Source organism: Clostridioides sp. ES-S-0190-01 (assembly GCF_020658275.1).
Classification (GTDB): domain Bacteria; phylum Bacillota; class Clostridia; order Peptostreptococcales; family Peptostreptococcaceae; genus Clostridioides.
Map to the genome: position 1 here is coordinate 20,187 of NZ_JACVWA010000028.1, position 17,064 is coordinate 37,250.

Genomic DNA, 17,064 nt, shown 5'->3' on the forward strand with positions numbered 1-17,064 from the left:
AATATAAATCTTAAGAAAATATTATCCTAAATCTTAAATATTTCTTAAGATTTAAGATAAATTGAGGTTTATTTGAATTAATTAATTTGAATTATGTTGTTTTCAGATTACTTTCATTTAAGTATTTTGATTGGATTCAGCTGAATTAATGTATATTAATTCTTATTGAGTAGTTTTTATTTTCTAGGAGTAAGAATGGTGGGAGAATCATATTTTACTAATGTTCTTCCACCATTCTTCCTCCTGAATATACTTAGAAGCATTTATTTCACTGCAATAATAGCTACTTATTTAAATTCAATTTTTATACATCCTATCTACTATATACTATACATATCCTATTAAAATTTATATAAACAGAAGATAAACTTATTTCATTTTTTTAACATGTTCAGAATAATAAACAAAATGAAAGTAGAAAAAGTTATAATTTCATACCTTCATTTTGTTTATTATGTATCTATTTGTCATTTTTTTATTTCAAATTCTTAAAATATTCTTCGAGTTCAATTAATTTATCTTCATCCACTATCACTAAAGTTTTTCAAATAAGAGAATTTAGCTGAATATATCCATCTAATTTTTTCCATATAACCTATATGAATTTCATATACCTTAGTTGTATTTTTTATATAATCTAGTTATTTCAATATAATTACTAAATATGTTACTAATAAATTTATTTATTTTATTGGCATTTATTATATTGTTTATTAGAATGAATTTAATAAAATTTTTAAATAAAAGGATATTGATAAAATGAGAGTAGCTGAGTATTTGTCACATAAACCTATAGTAGCAGTAGATAATCATGATAGAATTGATGGAAAGTATGCAAACAATTCTGATGCAAAAGCTTTGTCTTTAGAAAAACCCCAAAACAAATTGAGCATTTCCAATACTTACACATATACAACTCTCTTAAATTTGCAGTGAGTGGCTAATAGTGCAATTGATAACACTTATCAAAGTCTCTCAACACCTTATATTCCAACTGTTAAACTATACTTTAGTAGAAAAATCGCACACTACAAAACTTCTATATTTTTATTATATCATAATAATATTATTTTTGAATATGTGTACCAATTTGTGGTATAATAAAAGCAAGAAGAACTACAATCTATTTAGACGTAGAGTGAAGTTCAAATACTAATGTTTATTCTTTTTGAACTTGATTTTTAGTTCAAAACTAAAGTCACTCCTGCCAGAGTGGCTTTTTACTTTTTTAAATAACTTACTAATTAAGTAAACTATTAAACTGGCAACTAAACTGGCTAGTATGCTTTGTAAAAAATTATCCATACATATTCACCTCCCTTCTATACCTTGGGAGGATAATCTTTTGTATGAACTCTACTCTATAAATTGTAGATTACATCTTCTTGCTAAAAAGATTATAACATATAACTTTTACATATTTTACCTATTATATATTTAACTAAGCAAATTTGAACAAAGCAAAAGCGCCTACCATTTAAGTAGGTGCTTCTTTATTCTTATATATCTTTACTCTAATCTCTATTAGTATTAATTACACCAAAAATATAATCACTAAGAATATTTTTTACTCTTTTAATCTTTTCTAACACTTTTATCAAACAGTATTCCTATTCCTCCTAGTAAAGCCAATATAGAACCAAAATTTCTATATTGTGAAATAGATTGTTCTAAATATACATTGTATTGGTTGGTATCCATTGTTCCACCATTTTGTCACATAATACAATCTATATTAAATTGCCCTAAGGCTATACAGCAAAATAACACTATTATTCCAATTACAAAAGCAAATATACATATTGTAAGTTTAATATCATTATTTTCTATAAATATACCTCTCATAATTTAAATTTCTTTGTTATTTTTTAATTAATGATATATTATCTACATTTTTTATCTTTAAAATAGGTTCAGAATAATAAATAAAATAAAGGTACAAAAACTTATACTTTCATACCTTCATTGTTTTTATTATGTAATTATCTATCATTTTCATTTTTTAAATTATTGATTTATATATATATAAATTCTATCTCAATAAAGTTTTCTAAACAAGAGAATTTATATAAATATTTTTGCAATTTATTCCAAGCCATTCTTCAAAATTCCTATAATACTCTTCTAAATAATATAGTTTTTGTTTACTTATGGACTTATGTGTAGTCGTAAGAGAACGTATAATTTTTCTGTTTTTAGTAGATTTTAATACTTTTTTCTTGAAAGTATCATACTCTTCACTAGTTATTATTATTTTATAATGCGATTGAAATCTTATAATATCTCTAGCTAAAAAATCCTTACAAATTAATCCTTTTAATATTATTTTTATTGTACTCTTATACCATCCATATATCTGCTTTATGTCTCTTATTATTTCTTTTTTAGATATCAAAGAATCTTTTTCCCATAGATAGCACATTACCACAAATTCTGCTCTTACTAACTGTTCTATTAATATTTCTTCTTCCACATTTTGTCACTCCCTCAAATTCTGTCTAGTTCAAATTAATAATAGAAGCTTCTAATCATAATTGATACAGGTAATTTTTACCATAAAATCTATATATTTAGTATGTTTTTTTTAAGTAAAATGACGTTCATATTTATAAATTTATCCAATTTTCAAACAATCATGTTGAATAATAACTAATTCTGTTGTATTATTGTAGTTGTAGAATAAAACTAAATCGGCAAAACTAGAGAAATTTAGTGACGCAAAGCTATAGGGACTAAGACTTGTAAAGTATATTATAAGTTATGTCAGCCAGTTGCCAAAAAGATATTTTTCTTTTTGTTTTTATGAAAGTTTTTTAGGGGGATAATAATATATGTTTAGAGATAAAATGGATAGATGTACACATATGTTAACTGCTTATATTGGTAGTTCATATGATTATTGTGATTTTATAGATACACAGTTAGATGATTTTATACTAGAGTACGGAGAAAATATAGTAGAATCTTGTTTGCATCAAGTGATGGTATTGGTAAGTAAGTATAATTAAATAGACCTTATTTTCTAGAAAACTCTTTTTAGTTTTATCTACTTTTAAATACTATTCTGTTAAAAAATTAATTAAAATATATTTCTAGCATTCACAGTTTTATTTTTTATTAAAACATGATATAATTTTGAGATTTTATTTAAGTACGAAATCAAAGAACACATGGACTGCTGTTTGCCTTCATTTCGTACATAACTTTGTTTCTATTCAAGTCTGAAATAAGTTAGACTTTTAATATATTTATATTTGTATTTACCCTAATTTCTTTATTTTTAGAATCTAATACTTCTATAATATTAGTTAATGCCTTCTATACATCATTTTCATTTACAACAAAATTATTATTTATCACCATTACAATTTATAAATTTATCTATATCTAAGGGATACTTAAATTTAGTTATTATACCTCTATTGCATAAAAGTTCTTTCACATGTTTATTCATATATTTACACAAAATATAAAAAAATTATATAATTCAATTGGAAATAGCATTTTTATATGTATTAATGTAAAATTTTGTTTTTATTTGTATCATAAAGGTACTCAAGTCATATATATATATTAGGATATTGAATTTATCCTAATATATATATAGGAGTGGTAAAGAGTGGATAATACAAAGAGTTTAGAATATTATAAAAATAATTTAGAATCATATTCTAGTGATTTAATGAAATTAGTAATTGGATTAACAGAGGAGAAATATTTAGATGCAAATACAAGAGTTTATTTAACACCTTGTCAAATATGGAGAATAATAAAATATTTTTTAGTTGGCGAAAGTTATGATTTATATGATGCAAAAGTTAAATTAGATTTTCAGAAAGATTTAAGTTTCAATTTAGATAATGGCATATTAAATGAACTTTCCGAAGAATTAGAATCTCTAATAGATTCTAATTATGTAAAAAACTGCAAACTTAGAGAAGAATTAAAAAGAGCTTTTAGATTGTCTGAGTGTTTAGCTGAAGCTATAAGACAAATAAGTTGTAATGATAACTGTGAATTTTTAGTAGGAAAATTATTTTGCTTATTGGTACAAATTATACTTTTAATAATATCTATTATAGCTAAAATAATTATACTGTTAATATTCTGTAGTGATTGCATTTCATGCAATGATGAAAAAGATGTAAGATCTTCTTTCTGCGATTGTCTAATTTGTGATTTAGAAAAAGAATTGGATGAAATAGAAGAGTTAATTGATGAACTAATTAAATTAGCCATTGCATTTATAAAATGTGGTTCAAAAAAATGTAAACATGATGAACATCACGGCTGTGACTATTGTAATATTTATCATGAAAACTCATCTTATATAAACAATTATGAAGATGATATACAAGAATGCTTTGATAAGTACAAAAAACAATGCTATACAAAAAAATGTAAATGTAATAGAAACTACTAAAAATCTTATTTTTATACAAAATAAAATCTTTCAAAAGCTCTATTAACTATAATAGAACTTGTTATTTTTATCTAATATATTTTGATAGCTAAATATATAGAATAATACAAATAATATGACTTTTTAGCTATTTGAAATATTTTATAATAATATACAAACTATAATACAGAAGAAGTTACTTCAATAGGTTTAAAAATCTAAAAGAGATAGCTTCTTTTGTATAAGTAAAAATCTATAATATTTTTACTTTTTTGAAATCTATAAAAAGACCTTATTTTTATATGTAATTGAGGTCTTTTTTTATTATCTTAAATTTACTGATATATAATTTTTTCCAATATTTTAACTCAAATAGTAACAATTATAAGTTTAATAATACTATATTATATTAATTTATTATATATCTATTTATAGTAATTGTTAAATTTTCTCTTATAGAAACTGACTTTAATTTAATAAAAAGACAATAAATATATGTAAATATACCTATTGTCTCTTATTTAAATATTTATTTGTATCTAATTTTACTATTATATTTATCACTAAGACTATATTTACATTGTGTAACATTATTACAACTATCTGAACAGTCATCATTATCATAATAGCATAAATTTGGATTATGCATACAATAACTTCTACAGCATTTACAATTATTACAATTACGAAGTTGTGGACAAATTATAAATAATAGTGATAAATCAATCATTCTACAATCAAAGTGTTTTACATAAATATTCTCTATTCCAACAAAAATAGTTTCTATAATATTATCACACTTATCATACCTCAAATCTTTTAGCAAGATAAATTGACAAAATGGTATACTCCAATGTGCAGAATGAAGAGACTGCTGACAATTATCTCCTGTATATATAACCTTAATATTTTTAAATCCTTTTATAACTAATTTTGGCCCTAGTATAGTGTTAATAATCTCCTTATCTTCTATGCATATCTTTACACTTACTTCATTAATACATTCTATATCTGGTTTTTGTGTTGGAACACATAGTATATCATCTTCTATAAATTCTTTATAGTATTTCATACATTTGTTATCTGGATAGTCTTCTAAGGGTGTAATTCCAGTTTTTAAAATACTTTCATTCATATAAATATCTCCTTAATTTTATAATTATATAGAGATTAAAGTTTCTATATACATTTTATATATGATATAAAATCATATATTGTTATAAAAAGGCTAAAAAAATAAAAAATCTTAAAAACATGTAACAAAAAGTCGAAATTTAAATAAATTATATTGAGAGGTAAAAACTTTCAATAAATTATATAAGGAGAGATAAATATGAATAGTAATGCATGTGCTTGTAATATGGATTTAATTGATGTAAGCGGTTTATGTGACATAGACGATGTTACACAGGTTATAAGTCAATATCCTTATTGGTTTCAGATGTATATACCAGAAACATTAAGTATCCCAATACAAAAACCAGATATTGAACAGATAAATTCAGTTAATGTATCAGTGAATATATTGAGAACAAAAGTAGTAAAAACACCTGTATCACCTTTAGATGCTAATTGTGATTTTATACCAAACTTAGAAGGAAAAATCTCTACAGGAAGAAAAATTATTGTTGAGGGTGAATTGTGTCAAAAAATATCTTATACAGCTGATGAAAGATCTCAATCAGTTCACTCTGCACATTTTTATGTACCATTTTCAAGCTATATAGTTATACCACAGAAAATTACTTTTAATAAGGGCACAAAATCAATGAAATTAGACTCACTTGATGTAGACTATCAAGTAAATGCGTGTATAGAAGATTTGTCTGTAAGCCTATTAGATGCAAGAACTATCTCGAAATATACAACATTATTATTATATGCAATACCAAGAAATACATTATAAAATTATAAAAATAAGGAGTAGAGGAAATGTTAAATTCTAATTATACAAATGGCACATCTTATCAATTCCATGATAAATGCTGTTGCGATGATAAGATATTAAATATTGTTGGTGTCTATCCAGAATCAAAAATAGAAAAAGTTTTGCAATGCCCCTGTCCTGAAGATAAAAACAAATGGACAGAGTTTTTTGTATCAGAAACAGTAGATATACCATCACAAAAGCCAAATATAGAAGATATAGTTGAAGTACATTCTTGTGTAGATATAATATCTCAAAGAGTAATAAAAACACCTTTAGTAAACGGATACAGCTCATGTAATGGATACTATATCCCAGGAGAAACTATACCAAATGGAGAATGTACAAATTTGACAGGAAAAAAACTAATAATAGAGGGACTACTAAGACAAAAAATAATCTATACAGCAGCACTAGGTGAACAATCAGTTCATTCTGCAGATTTTAATATACCATTTTCAGTATTTATAATAATAGAGAAAAATACACCACTATACCAACAATTTAAAATAACAGCATATATAGAGGACATATATGCATGTGTATTATCAGAAAGAAGTGTCTTTAAAAATACAACTATTTTTATAAAGGCATCAAAAATATGTTAAGTAATTTAAATAAAATGAGGAGGAATAAAAATGGGATGTAATAAAAAAACTTGTGAATGTGACTTTAATATCAAAACTTTAGGTATATGTGATGTATCAAAATTAAATATGAATGGATGTAAAAAAGAAAACTTAAATTGGACAGAGATTTCAATTCCTGAGATACTTCCCATCCCAAGATTAAAACCTGATATAGAAAATATAGATCAAGTTTATGCAAGTGCAACAATTACTTCAGTAAAACTTATAGAAACTCCATTTGCATATAAATCATATAATTTATATATTAGCTTGGATATATTGAATAAAATAGAAGCTATATTAGATGCGTTTCTAGCAACAAATATACAGACAACAATTAATACATTGATTGGTGGAATAAATGATTTAATATCAACAATTAAGGATGCTATACCTTTAATACCTGGATTAGGTGAGATTATAAATCCTTTATTAGCTAAGTTACAAAGATTACTAGATTTAGTTCAACCATCTGTGAATTCTATTTTATTTGATATTGATAATTTGTTAAATACAATTCAAACTGATATAGCAAGAATAGTATGCGAATCTCTTAATTCTATAATATGCAGAACAGACGATTTAATAAGATTACTAAAATCTATACAAATTGTTATCAATGATATATTTGAAACAGTTAGTACACTTGAAGGACCATTAATAGAAATATTAATAACAACTTTACAAACAATAATTAATAATATCATTACACCTTCATTTGAGATATTAATTGGAGAAAATGGTATATTAATTATACTTGTTGAAAGTTTAAGTAGAATACCAATCGATTGTGACAAGACTAGTGCATTTGCAATACTACAAAATGCTGAAGGAACATGCTTAAATGGAAGAAAACTAATAGTAAATGGTTTATTAAAACAGAAAATAGTATATACTGCTCTAGTAGATGAACAATCAGTTCATTCTGCACATTATGAAGTACCATTTTTAGCATATATAATTCCATATGCCAAATTTGAATGCTTGACATATGAAGAAGGAATAGTTATTTCACCACCTGGAAGACCAGTAGTTACAATAAATGGTTACAGATATAATCCTAAGTTAGACATAGAAGTGGATTTATGTGAGGAATTTATTGTAGATTCATGTATTGAAGATATATATGTAAATGATCTTGATGAAAGAACTATATTTAAAAATATAACATTATTCTTAAAAGCACAATTAAAATCGTTGTGTAATTAAGGTTAATACTATTTTACTAGTATACTATATAAAGTAATATAAACAAACCAAATTAATAACAGTATCTAAATTTTCAAAGGCGTTAATAATACCAAATTTACGCCTTTGAATTTAGTTTAAATACTTAATACCTCACTAAATGAAAGCAATGAAAAAATAGTCTTTGTGCCACGTACGCTTAGATTCAATAATTCATAAAACGTCAAGTAGATATTTAGCTTATTTATAAGTTTATTCCAATAAACCACCCCTTCTTTTTTCTTACTTCTATATAAATTTTTTAATTTTTAGTTTAGTTAACAAAAAATTTTATTCCATTAATCTACTCTATATTTTTTGATTTTTAAGAAATAATTTTTAATACTTTGATTGATAATATAAGTAAGACAGCTTTTCAGGAGATGATTAAATGACTCTTAAAAACAAGAAGTTTACTATAAATAAGTATGGAATTTTATCTATCATTTTAGTTTTATGCTTGATTCTAACAGGTTTTAATAGCTATGTTAATTATAGTAATAGAAAGTTTAAAGATTATGTTGTTTTCTATGTTCAACATCAAGATGATGAGGTATTGTGGGCTGGTAGTGCTATTGTAAATGCTGTAAAAGAAAGAGGACAAAATAATGTATTTGTGGTTTTAGTATCTACTGGATGTGGTATATCTGTTTTTGATAGATATAAAAAATATGAAACTCTTACAGATAGCCAAAAATCAGAATACAGAAATAGAGAGTTCTTAGCTTCTCTTAATAATCTAGGAGTAAAAAGAGAAAACATAATAATCTTACCAGAAAAAAATGTAAATGGTACTACTAATTTTAACTCTATGGAAGAAATTGCAATTACTTTTGAAAAAAAATTTAAAAGTGTAACCCATATAGCACATACTTACAAGTTAGATGACCATTTACAACACATAAAAAATGGCTCTGTTATTCAAGGTCTATATAACTCTGGTCAAATCAAAGATGCCAAATACTTTGTAAAACCTAAGTTTGCTCATGAAATAAGTTTTAACAACAAGATAGTTTATAAAGCTCATTCTATTGAGGACTATGAAAAAGTTAAAAATGCATGTGAACAATATAAACTTATTGATGAATCAGAATGTAGAGAGGGTATTGGTTATAAATCTGACCACAAATCTTTTGATAAATTATTAAGTGATAAAAATGTTCCTGCTATACTCCACACTCCTAATTTATAACAAATATTTATTTTAAAATAAATATTTGTTATAAATTCTTAATAATTATGAAATTCCTTTGTTATTTATATTTGTTAATATATTTTTAGAGCTAGTCAATTTATATACTTACTGTTTTCTGAAACCAATTTTTAGTATAAAATAAAAATTGATTAAAAATAAAATTTCGAGGGGGATTAATGAAGTGAATCAAAATATATTGGTTGTAGATGATGATAGGGAAATAGTAGATGCTATAGAATTCTATTTAAAACCTGATAATCTTAACGTTTTAAAAGCATATGATGGGTTAGAAGCTTTGGACATATTAATTGAAAATGATATTAAATTAATAATAATGGATGTAATGATGCCCAATTTAGATGGTCTTAAGACTACTCTCAAGATAAGAGAAAAAAAGAATATTCCTATAATACTTTTATCTGCAAAATCACAGGATATGGACAAAATTATAGGCCTTAATATGGGTGCTGATGATTACATAACTAAACCATTTAATCCACTCGAACTTACTGCACGAGTAAAATCTCAGCTTAGAAGATATATAAACTTAGGAGATTTTAGTAATACAAACAATTCAAATGATATTAATTATATTTTAAAAAGTGGAGGTCTTGAGCTAAATACAGATACAAAAATAGTTTCTTTAGATGGTGAAGAAGTTAAAATGACACCTCTTGAGTATAAAATACTTGTTCTTCTCCTATCACGAAAAGGAAAAATATTCTCTTCTCATGAGATTTATGAAAAAGTTTGGAACGAAGATGCTTATAGCTGCGAAAGAACTGTTGCTGTTCATATTAGAAGAATTAGAGAAAAAATTGAAGTAAATTCAAAAGAACCAAAATATTTAAAGGTGGTGTGGGGTATTGGTTACAAAATTGAAAAACTTAATTATTAATGATTCAAGAGCAAAATTTATTTTATTATTACTATTATTTCTATCGCTTTCTATATTATTTGAGACAATATACGATTTAAATAATAACTTTATTGATATTAATGAATTTAAATATTTATACAATGAGGTAGCTATACCTTGCTTTTACTACTTTGGGCCTCCTTTGTATTTATCAAAAACAAATTTGAAATTTATTTGTGAAGGTATTGCATTATTAAGTTGTATATTGGCTATATTATTTTTTATATTCTATAAAAAAAATAACCAAAATAAAGTTAAATTCTTAGAAAACATTATCACTTTCTTTTCCAATGTAAAGATTGAGTTTACACTTATATTAATTTTAATACTTTTAGCATTACGATTTTACATATTTACAAAAACTAAAATGTTCTACAATACAAATTTAATTGTATTTAATTTTATTATTCTATCTGTAATTTATATAATATATGAAAACATAAAGCATGGTGGCTACAATCCAAAAGATATGTCTATAACATGTAGATTCTTTTCAGATCTTGTTAGCAGATATAATAGAAAAACTATAAATAAGAAACTAGCTATAGCATTTTTAATCTCTATAGTTATACAAGCAGTTATTCAGTACATAGCTTTAGTATTATTTATGCGTATATATTACGCTAATGCTATAGTTATAGAGGTTTTATTTACACTTGTAAGTATAATTGCTTGTTCTTATATATACAACTTTTTATCTACTAAGTTTAATTACATAAATAATATCTCAAAAAATATAAAAAACATTGAAAATGGAAATCTAAAATATAAGTTGGAAGTGATAGGAGATGATGAAATATCTGCTTTATCTAAAAGCATAAATAATATAACAGATGGTCTTGAAGCTGCTGTAGATGCTAATATAAAAAGTGAAAGAATGAAAACTGAGCTTATAACAAATGTATCTCATGACTTAAAGACTCCACTTACATCTATACTAAGTTATGTAGATATGTTAAAAAATAACGACCTTGATAAAGAAACTATAAACGACTATATAAATATTTTAGATAAAAAATCACAAAGATTAAAATTATTGATAGAAGATATATTCGAAGCTTCTAAACTTAGTAGTGGTGATGTTGAATTTAATATAACAAAGACTGATATAAAAGAACTCTTAATTCAAAGTATAGTAGAACTTGAAGATAAAATTCAAAACAGTAATTTAGATTTTATAATAGAAACACCAGAAGACTCTGTATTTACTATGATAGATGGAAAAAAGACTTGGAGGGTCTTTGAAAACCTAATTGGTAATATACTAAAATATTCTATGAAAAATACTAGAGTTTACGTAGATATGTTTATAAAAGATGAAAATATAATAGTAACCTTTAAAAATATTTCAAATGATAAACTAAATCTAAAACCAGAAGAATTAATAGAAAGATTTAGAAGAGGTGATATATCCAGAAATACAGATGGCTCTGGTCTGGGCTTATCAATTTCTCAAAATATAATTGAATTACAAAATGCAACTATGGAAATAATTATAGATGCTGATTTATTTAAGGTAACCCTTGCTTTTAAAAAAATTAATTAATATTAAATATATAAGGTTGTAAATTGCAAAATAATTTTTATTTTAAATTACATGCTATAAATAGTTAACTTGTAATTTACAACCTTATTAAAATCATAAAACTATTTTTGATATACATATATACTTATTTTTATATACTTGCTCTAATATATAGTCTTATTTTTTCCTGATTTTTTAGCTTTATATAATTTTTTATCTGCCTCACTTAAAAATGCTTCAAAGGAATCAAAGTCTATCCATTCAGAAATTCCAATGCTTACAGTTATTTTATAGTCAAGTTCTTTAAAATTATATTTAAGTAGACTATTATGAACTTTAGATTCAATATGAATTGCTTTTTCTATATTTTCTGTCAAAACAATAAATTCATCTCCACCATATCTACCAGCAAATAGATAGTAATCTTTAAATGATTGAATGATGTAAGCCATCACTCTTATAACCTCATCTCCCACTAGATGCCCATAATTATCATTTACATGTTTAAAATTATCTATGTCGATTATCATTATTGCATAATTTTTAGAATTATCTTTAACAGTATATTTTATATTTCCCATAATGGCTCTTTGATTTAATAAACCAGTTAATTCATCCGTAATAGCCAGTTGCTGAAGTTTTATGTTTGCCTCTAACAACATAACTCTTTGTTCTTCTATTTCTTTTGTTTTTTCATGAATAATGGCCTCTAGTCTATTATTTTCAGCTTCCATTAAACTTATCGGAAAATACTCACCTATTTTTTGTAAATCATTTGCAACAGAATTATGAACACTACTTATTAATATTTCTCCCTCACATTCAACACATAAGTATGTTATTCTTATTTCTACTTGAAAATTATAGCCTTTTTTAGTTTTCTTACAAACTAGATACTCTCCAAATACAGTATGTGAATTTTTTGAATATTCTTTACTATCTAGCCATAACTTTTCTAAAATAAAACTATCTGGTGATTGTTTTACATACTCTTCTAATAAATACTCTACCTCTTCAATACTATTCCCTACTTCAAACTTTCCAGTACCAATCCAACATATATTTTTGTGAAAAAAAGACATACATTTTTTCACATCCCTCTCTACAAAATATGCATTTATAAACTGCTCAACACGTTCAACATATTTGTTCTTAAACATAATATTATTATCCCCTTATCGTTCTAATAAAGTTATTATATCATGACATTGTGTATTTGTTTAAAGAAAAAAATTTATATCTATACATAATATATTTTTTAGAAGTAAACAAGAAAAAAACCTCCTTGGAGGTCTCTTTCTAAATGTTGGGGTTTATATTTACATATTTATTTGATTATACCTTTTAGTGCGATATTAATACATTTTAAATTATATTTCTCTATAAATCATCATGTATTTCATCTCTCTGTATTTATAATATCACATAGAGTTTTCATAATCAGTTACATCTCTGTTACCTAAGATTACAATTTTGTAATATTTGTAATCTTAGGTATAAATTTACATCCATTCTTTAATATAGTATATGTTTTTTATTAACACTAAAGACCTTTTAAGTCATATTTTTCTAGGAAAAGTTTTAATTCAGAGTAAATTTCTTCTGCTCCACCAACTTTATTTGATTCAATATTTAAAGCTAACAATGGCTCATGTAATGATATTCTAAGTAAAAACCAACCATCTCCATTTGCTTCATTACAATTGACTCTTATACCTTCAAAGTTATTTGGTGCAACAGACCATCCATCAACATCATTAACATGAGAATCTAATTCTTTTAGTATACCTTCTGCATATGGTCTAAAATCTTCTTTATTGATGCCTATTCTAACTTCTTTTTCTTCCTTCGCTTCTTCAAGGTTTTCTATCAATTCTTCTATAGTCTTTCCTTCTAAAGACAGTTTTGCAACTTTTATTAAAATTTTAGCTATTAAATATGCTCCATCGTCTAAAAAATAATTTTCTTTTAGAGCAGCATGTCCAGATGTCTCTATAGCTAAATGGCACTCTTCACCTTCACTATTTAATCTTATAGCTTCATTTATTACATTTTTATATCCTCTTTTAAATCTATGATGTCTTCCTCCTAATTCGCTTATGAATTTAGCAAGACCTTCTGAAGTAATAGAATCAGTTACTATGGCTGTATTTGGATGTTCTTCTAATATTATTGATGATATAACAGCTATAAGAGCATTTTTATTTATTGGTTTCCCATTTTTACCTACAATAGCAGCTCTATCTACATCTGTATCAAATATTATTCCTAAATCACTCTTATTATCTAATACGGCTTTACAGATGCTTTCCATTGCTTCTTTATTCTCAGGATTTGGTATATGATTTGGGAACATACCGTCTGGGTTCAAAAACTGACTACCTGCTGTATCTGCTCCCAGTATGTGTAAAACTTTTTCAGCAAAGAACCCTCCAGCTCCATTTCCTGCATCAACTAGTATTTTAAGTCCAGAAAAAGGCTTTTCATAGTTTTTACTTGAGTTTACACCTATTCTAATTTTATCTATCAATAAATTAGAATAATCTTCTATTAAATTTTTTACTACAGCTGTTCCTTTTTTGTCTACTCCTTCAGACTGTACACTATCATTTTTAACAGCTATATCTAACATTTCTTTTATATCTGTTTTTTCTAGACCACCATTTTCTGTAAAAAACTTTAATCCATTATAGTAATAAGGTAAATGGCTAGCTGTAATCATAATTGAACCATCAGAGTGGTATCCATCCATGATAGTTGTCATAAACATTGCTGGTGTTGTAGCAATCTCACAATCAATTACATCACAATTATCATTAATCAAAGTTTCAATAACAGTATTTCTAAATTGGCTCCCTGTTATTCTAGAATCAGTTCCTATTGCAACAGTTACTTTATCTTTTTTAGTTTTTTCTTTTAACCAAATATGAAATGCCTTAGCTATTTTTTTTACTTCTTCTACAGTTAAATTAACTTCTTTAGAATCATTTTTATATGCTATTCCTCTAATATCTGTTCCATTTTGCAGCTTGTATATGTCACCCATAAACATTCTCCTTACTCAATTAAAATTTTTATTAAAGATTATAAAATTCCTAACTTATTTAAAGTTTACATTATTTAAATATGCAAATTTTATAATTTTATTATTAACTATTTTATGCTTTCTTTTAATTCTTTTATCTTCTCTTTATATGAAATTGGAGGCTTGTCATTAAATAAAGCTGAAGTACCTACAACATATATATCGACTTTTTTGCCACTCATAAGTCTAATAGTCTCTTTATTTATATTTCCATCAACTTCTATAAATGGAGGATTATCATAATCTTTTAATATCTCCGTAAGCTTATCTAACTTATCTAAAACAGATAGATTAAATTTTTGACCTGCAAATCCTGGATTTACTGTCATTACTAAGATACCCTCAACTAAACCTATATATTCTTCTATTTTATCTACACTAGTTTGAGGACTTATCGCTAATACTGGCCCTATTCCATATTCTCTCAACTTTTGTATATCAGCTTTTACATCTGTGCTTGATTCCACATGAAAAGAAATATACTTTGGTTTTATATAAGACATCATATCAATATACTTATTTGGAGTTTCTGTAGCTAAATGAATATCTAAAGGTATAGTTGTATTTTCACTTATTGATTTTAATAGTTCTGGTCCCATAGCTAAGTTTTTGACAAATATTCCATCCATAACATCACAGTGAAGCAATTTTACATCAGCTTCTTCAAGAGCTTCTAGTTCTTTTTTTAAATTCATTTGGTCTGCACACATTATTGAAGCACAAATAATAGACATAACTCTCCTCCTTAGATATAAATTTTCATTATTTATAAGTTTTCATTTTCTATATCATCAATCATTTGTAATCTTCTTGCATGTCTTTCTCCATTATAACTTGAATTTAACCATTCTTCAACAATTCTCATTGCTAATCCTTTTCCAATAACTCTTTCCCCTAAACAAAGTACATTTGTATTATTGTGTTCTCTCGTGGCTTTAGCTGAAAAACAATCTGACACAACTGCTGCTCTAATTCCTTTAAATTTATTTGCAGCAATAGACATACCTATTCCTGTACCACAACAAAGTATACCTAAATCTGATTTTTTACTTTGAATATTTTGACTTACTTTTTTTGCATATATTGGAAAATCTACACTTTCTTTTGAAGTTGTTCCTACATCTTCAACTTCTATACCTTTATTTATTAAGTTTTCTTTTATAAATTCCTTTAACTCGTAACCACCATGGTCACACCCAATAGATATTTTCATTAAAAAGCACCCCTCTTTATATAAAATTTTATAATTATCGTAAAAATAAAGCTGTCCCATTGTAGAAATTTCTTTCTATTTTTAAGACAGCTTTAATTGATTTATATCAAACCAATTTATTATTCAATGATATTTACATCTATAATAATTCTTTTATATTTTTTACTATATCTTCAGTAGTTAATCCATAATGTTTTAATAAATCGGCTGGTGTACCTGATTGACCAAATACATCCTTAACACCAATTCTTCTAACTACTACATCTTTAGTTTCTGCTAAAGCTTCACATACAGCTGAACCTAAACCACCAATTATACTATGCTCTTCTGCTGTAACTACTTTTCCAGTCTTCTTAGCACTTTCTTTTATTAATGTTTCATCTAAAGGTTTTATTGTAGATATATTAACAACTTCTACATTTATACCTTCTTTAGCAAGTTCTTCTGCTGCTTCTAATGCTTTTGCTACCATTATTCCTGTAGCTATCACTGTTATATCAGAACCTTCTCTTAAAACAGTTCCTTTTCCTATTTCAAATTTATAGTTTTCACTGTTTACATCTGGAGTTGCAGCTCTACCTAATCTTATATATACAGGTCCATTATAATCAATAGATGCAAATATTGCTTGTCTTGCTTCTAAGGCATCTGCAGGATTTAATACAACCATATTTGGTATCCCTCTCATTAAAGATATATCTTCTATAGCTTGATGGCTTCCTCCATCTTCTCCTACTGTTACTCCTGCATGAGTAGCTGCTATTTTAACATTTAAGTTTGGATATGCTACAGAGTTTCTTATTTGCTCATAGCCTCTTCCTGCTGCAAATATTGCAAAAGTACTTGCAAAAGGTATTTTTCCACAAGTAGCAAGACCTGCTGCTGTACCAATCATGTCACCTTCTGCTATCCCCATATCAAAAAATCTATCTGGAGCAACTT

Annotated in this window: 18 protein-coding genes and 1 riboswitch; of the genes, 9 read left to right on the forward strand and 9 right to left on the reverse strand. The window is 25.5% G+C overall.

The genetic code is table 11. The features are described from left to right. Positions 1-759: 759 nt before the first annotated feature. Complete coding sequence (locus IC214_RS12425; RefSeq protein WP_227432728.1) at positions 760-936, forward strand: DUF6530 family protein; 177 nt, start codon at positions 760-762, stop codon at positions 934-936. A 216-nt stretch (positions 937-1,152) separates the two neighbouring features. On the opposite strand, the gene IC214_RS12430 is transcribed toward IC214_RS12425, so the two are convergent. From IC214_RS12430 to IC214_RS12435, 3 genes are all read right to left on the reverse strand, one after another. After that, complete coding sequence (locus IC214_RS12430; protein WP_227851545.1) at positions 1,153-1,305, reverse strand: type I toxin-antitoxin system toxin; 153 nt, start codon at positions 1,303-1,305, stop codon at positions 1,153-1,155. 270 nt (positions 1,306-1,575) lie between these two features. Further along, positions 1,576-1,701 (reverse strand): hypothetical protein, encoded by a 126-nt coding sequence (locus IC214_RS20875; protein ID WP_255606499.1) that lies wholly within the window; start codon positions 1,699-1,701, stop codon positions 1,576-1,578. Between the two features lie 349 nt (positions 1,702-2,050). Then, positions 2,051-2,473: a BlaI/MecI/CopY family transcriptional regulator gene (locus IC214_RS12435; RefSeq protein ID WP_227866701.1), complete on the reverse strand. Its 423-nt coding sequence runs from the start codon at positions 2,471-2,473 to the stop codon at positions 2,051-2,053. A gap of 209 nt (positions 2,474-2,682) precedes the next feature. Next, a riboswitch (cyclic di-GMP riboswitch) is annotated at positions 2,683-2,779 on the forward strand. Positions 2,780-2,831: 52 nt separating this feature from the next. Here IC214_RS12435 and IC214_RS12440 point away from each other — a divergent pair. Both IC214_RS12440 and IC214_RS12445 read left to right on the forward strand, forming a co-directional pair. After that, on the forward strand, positions 2,832-3,008 hold the full coding sequence (locus IC214_RS12440) for a hypothetical protein (RefSeq protein ID WP_227824125.1): 177 nt from the start codon (positions 2,832-2,834) through the stop codon (positions 3,006-3,008). A gap of 611 nt (positions 3,009-3,619) precedes the next feature. Then, positions 3,620-4,423, forward strand: coding sequence for a hypothetical protein (locus tag IC214_RS12445; protein WP_227432725.1), 804 nt, complete (start codon positions 3,620-3,622; stop codon positions 4,421-4,423). A 508-nt stretch (positions 4,424-4,931) separates the two neighbouring features. Here IC214_RS12445 and IC214_RS12450 read toward each other — a convergent pair. Next, positions 4,932-5,537 carry a DUF3794 domain-containing protein gene (locus IC214_RS12450; RefSeq protein ID WP_227432724.1) on the reverse strand — a complete coding sequence of 202 codons (606 nt, stop codon included), beginning with the start codon at positions 5,535-5,537 and terminating at the stop codon, positions 4,932-4,934. A gap of 198 nt (positions 5,538-5,735) precedes the next feature. Here IC214_RS12450 and IC214_RS12455 point away from each other — a divergent pair, with 198 nt between their 5' ends. From IC214_RS12455 to IC214_RS12480, 6 genes are all read left to right on the forward strand, one after another. Beyond that, the gene (locus tag IC214_RS12455) at positions 5,736-6,308 is read left to right on the forward strand and encodes a DUF3794 domain-containing protein (RefSeq protein ID WP_227482784.1); all 573 of its coding nucleotides are present in this window, start codon (positions 5,736-5,738) and stop codon (positions 6,306-6,308) included. A 26-nt stretch (positions 6,309-6,334) separates the two neighbouring features. Next, a complete protein-coding gene (locus IC214_RS12460; protein WP_227432722.1) occupies positions 6,335-6,937 on the forward strand; it encodes a DUF3794 domain-containing protein in 603 nt (200 codons plus the stop codon). A 30-nt stretch (positions 6,938-6,967) separates the two neighbouring features. Further along, a complete protein-coding gene (locus IC214_RS12465; RefSeq protein ID WP_227432721.1) occupies positions 6,968-8,167 on the forward strand; it encodes a hypothetical protein in 1,200 nt (399 codons plus the stop codon). Between the two features lie 409 nt (positions 8,168-8,576). Beyond that, the gene (locus tag IC214_RS12470) at positions 8,577-9,377 is read left to right on the forward strand and encodes a PIG-L family deacetylase (protein ID WP_227432720.1); all 801 of its coding nucleotides are present in this window, start codon (positions 8,577-8,579) and stop codon (positions 9,375-9,377) included. 184 nt (positions 9,378-9,561) lie between these two features. Next, positions 9,562-10,278: a response regulator transcription factor gene (locus IC214_RS12475; protein ID WP_227866702.1), complete on the forward strand. Its 717-nt coding sequence runs from the start codon at positions 9,562-9,564 to the stop codon at positions 10,276-10,278. Then, positions 10,247-11,845, forward strand: coding sequence for a sensor histidine kinase (locus IC214_RS12480; RefSeq protein ID WP_227866703.1), 1,599 nt, complete (start codon positions 10,247-10,249; stop codon positions 11,843-11,845). The genes IC214_RS12475 and IC214_RS12480 overlap by 32 nt, the downstream gene beginning before the upstream one ends. Before the next feature lie 143 nt (positions 11,846-11,988). Here IC214_RS12480 and IC214_RS12485 read toward each other — a convergent pair whose 3' ends face one another. The 5 genes from IC214_RS12485 to IC214_RS12505 all read right to left on the reverse strand — a co-directional run. Then, positions 11,989-12,984: a GGDEF domain-containing protein gene (locus IC214_RS12485; RefSeq protein WP_227866704.1), complete on the reverse strand. Its 996-nt coding sequence runs from the start codon at positions 12,982-12,984 to the stop codon at positions 11,989-11,991. 383 nt (positions 12,985-13,367) lie between these two features. After that, on the reverse strand, positions 13,368-14,870 hold the full coding sequence (locus IC214_RS12490; RefSeq protein WP_227866705.1) for a phosphomannomutase/phosphoglucomutase: 1,503 nt from the start codon (positions 14,868-14,870) through the stop codon (positions 13,368-13,370). Positions 14,871-14,977: 107 nt separating this feature from the next. Further along, positions 14,978-15,643 (reverse strand): ribulose-phosphate 3-epimerase, encoded by a 666-nt coding sequence (locus tag IC214_RS12495; RefSeq protein ID WP_227482789.1) that lies wholly within the window; start codon positions 15,641-15,643, stop codon positions 14,978-14,980. Positions 15,644-15,675: 32 nt separating this feature from the next. After that, positions 15,676-16,122 (reverse strand): ribose 5-phosphate isomerase B, encoded by a 447-nt coding sequence (gene rpiB / locus IC214_RS12500; protein WP_227866706.1) that lies wholly within the window; start codon positions 16,120-16,122, stop codon positions 15,676-15,678. A 139-nt stretch (positions 16,123-16,261) separates the two neighbouring features. Beyond that, the coding region (locus IC214_RS12505; RefSeq protein ID WP_227866707.1) for a transketolase family protein at positions 16,262-17,064 on the reverse strand (803 nt) is incomplete at its 5' end.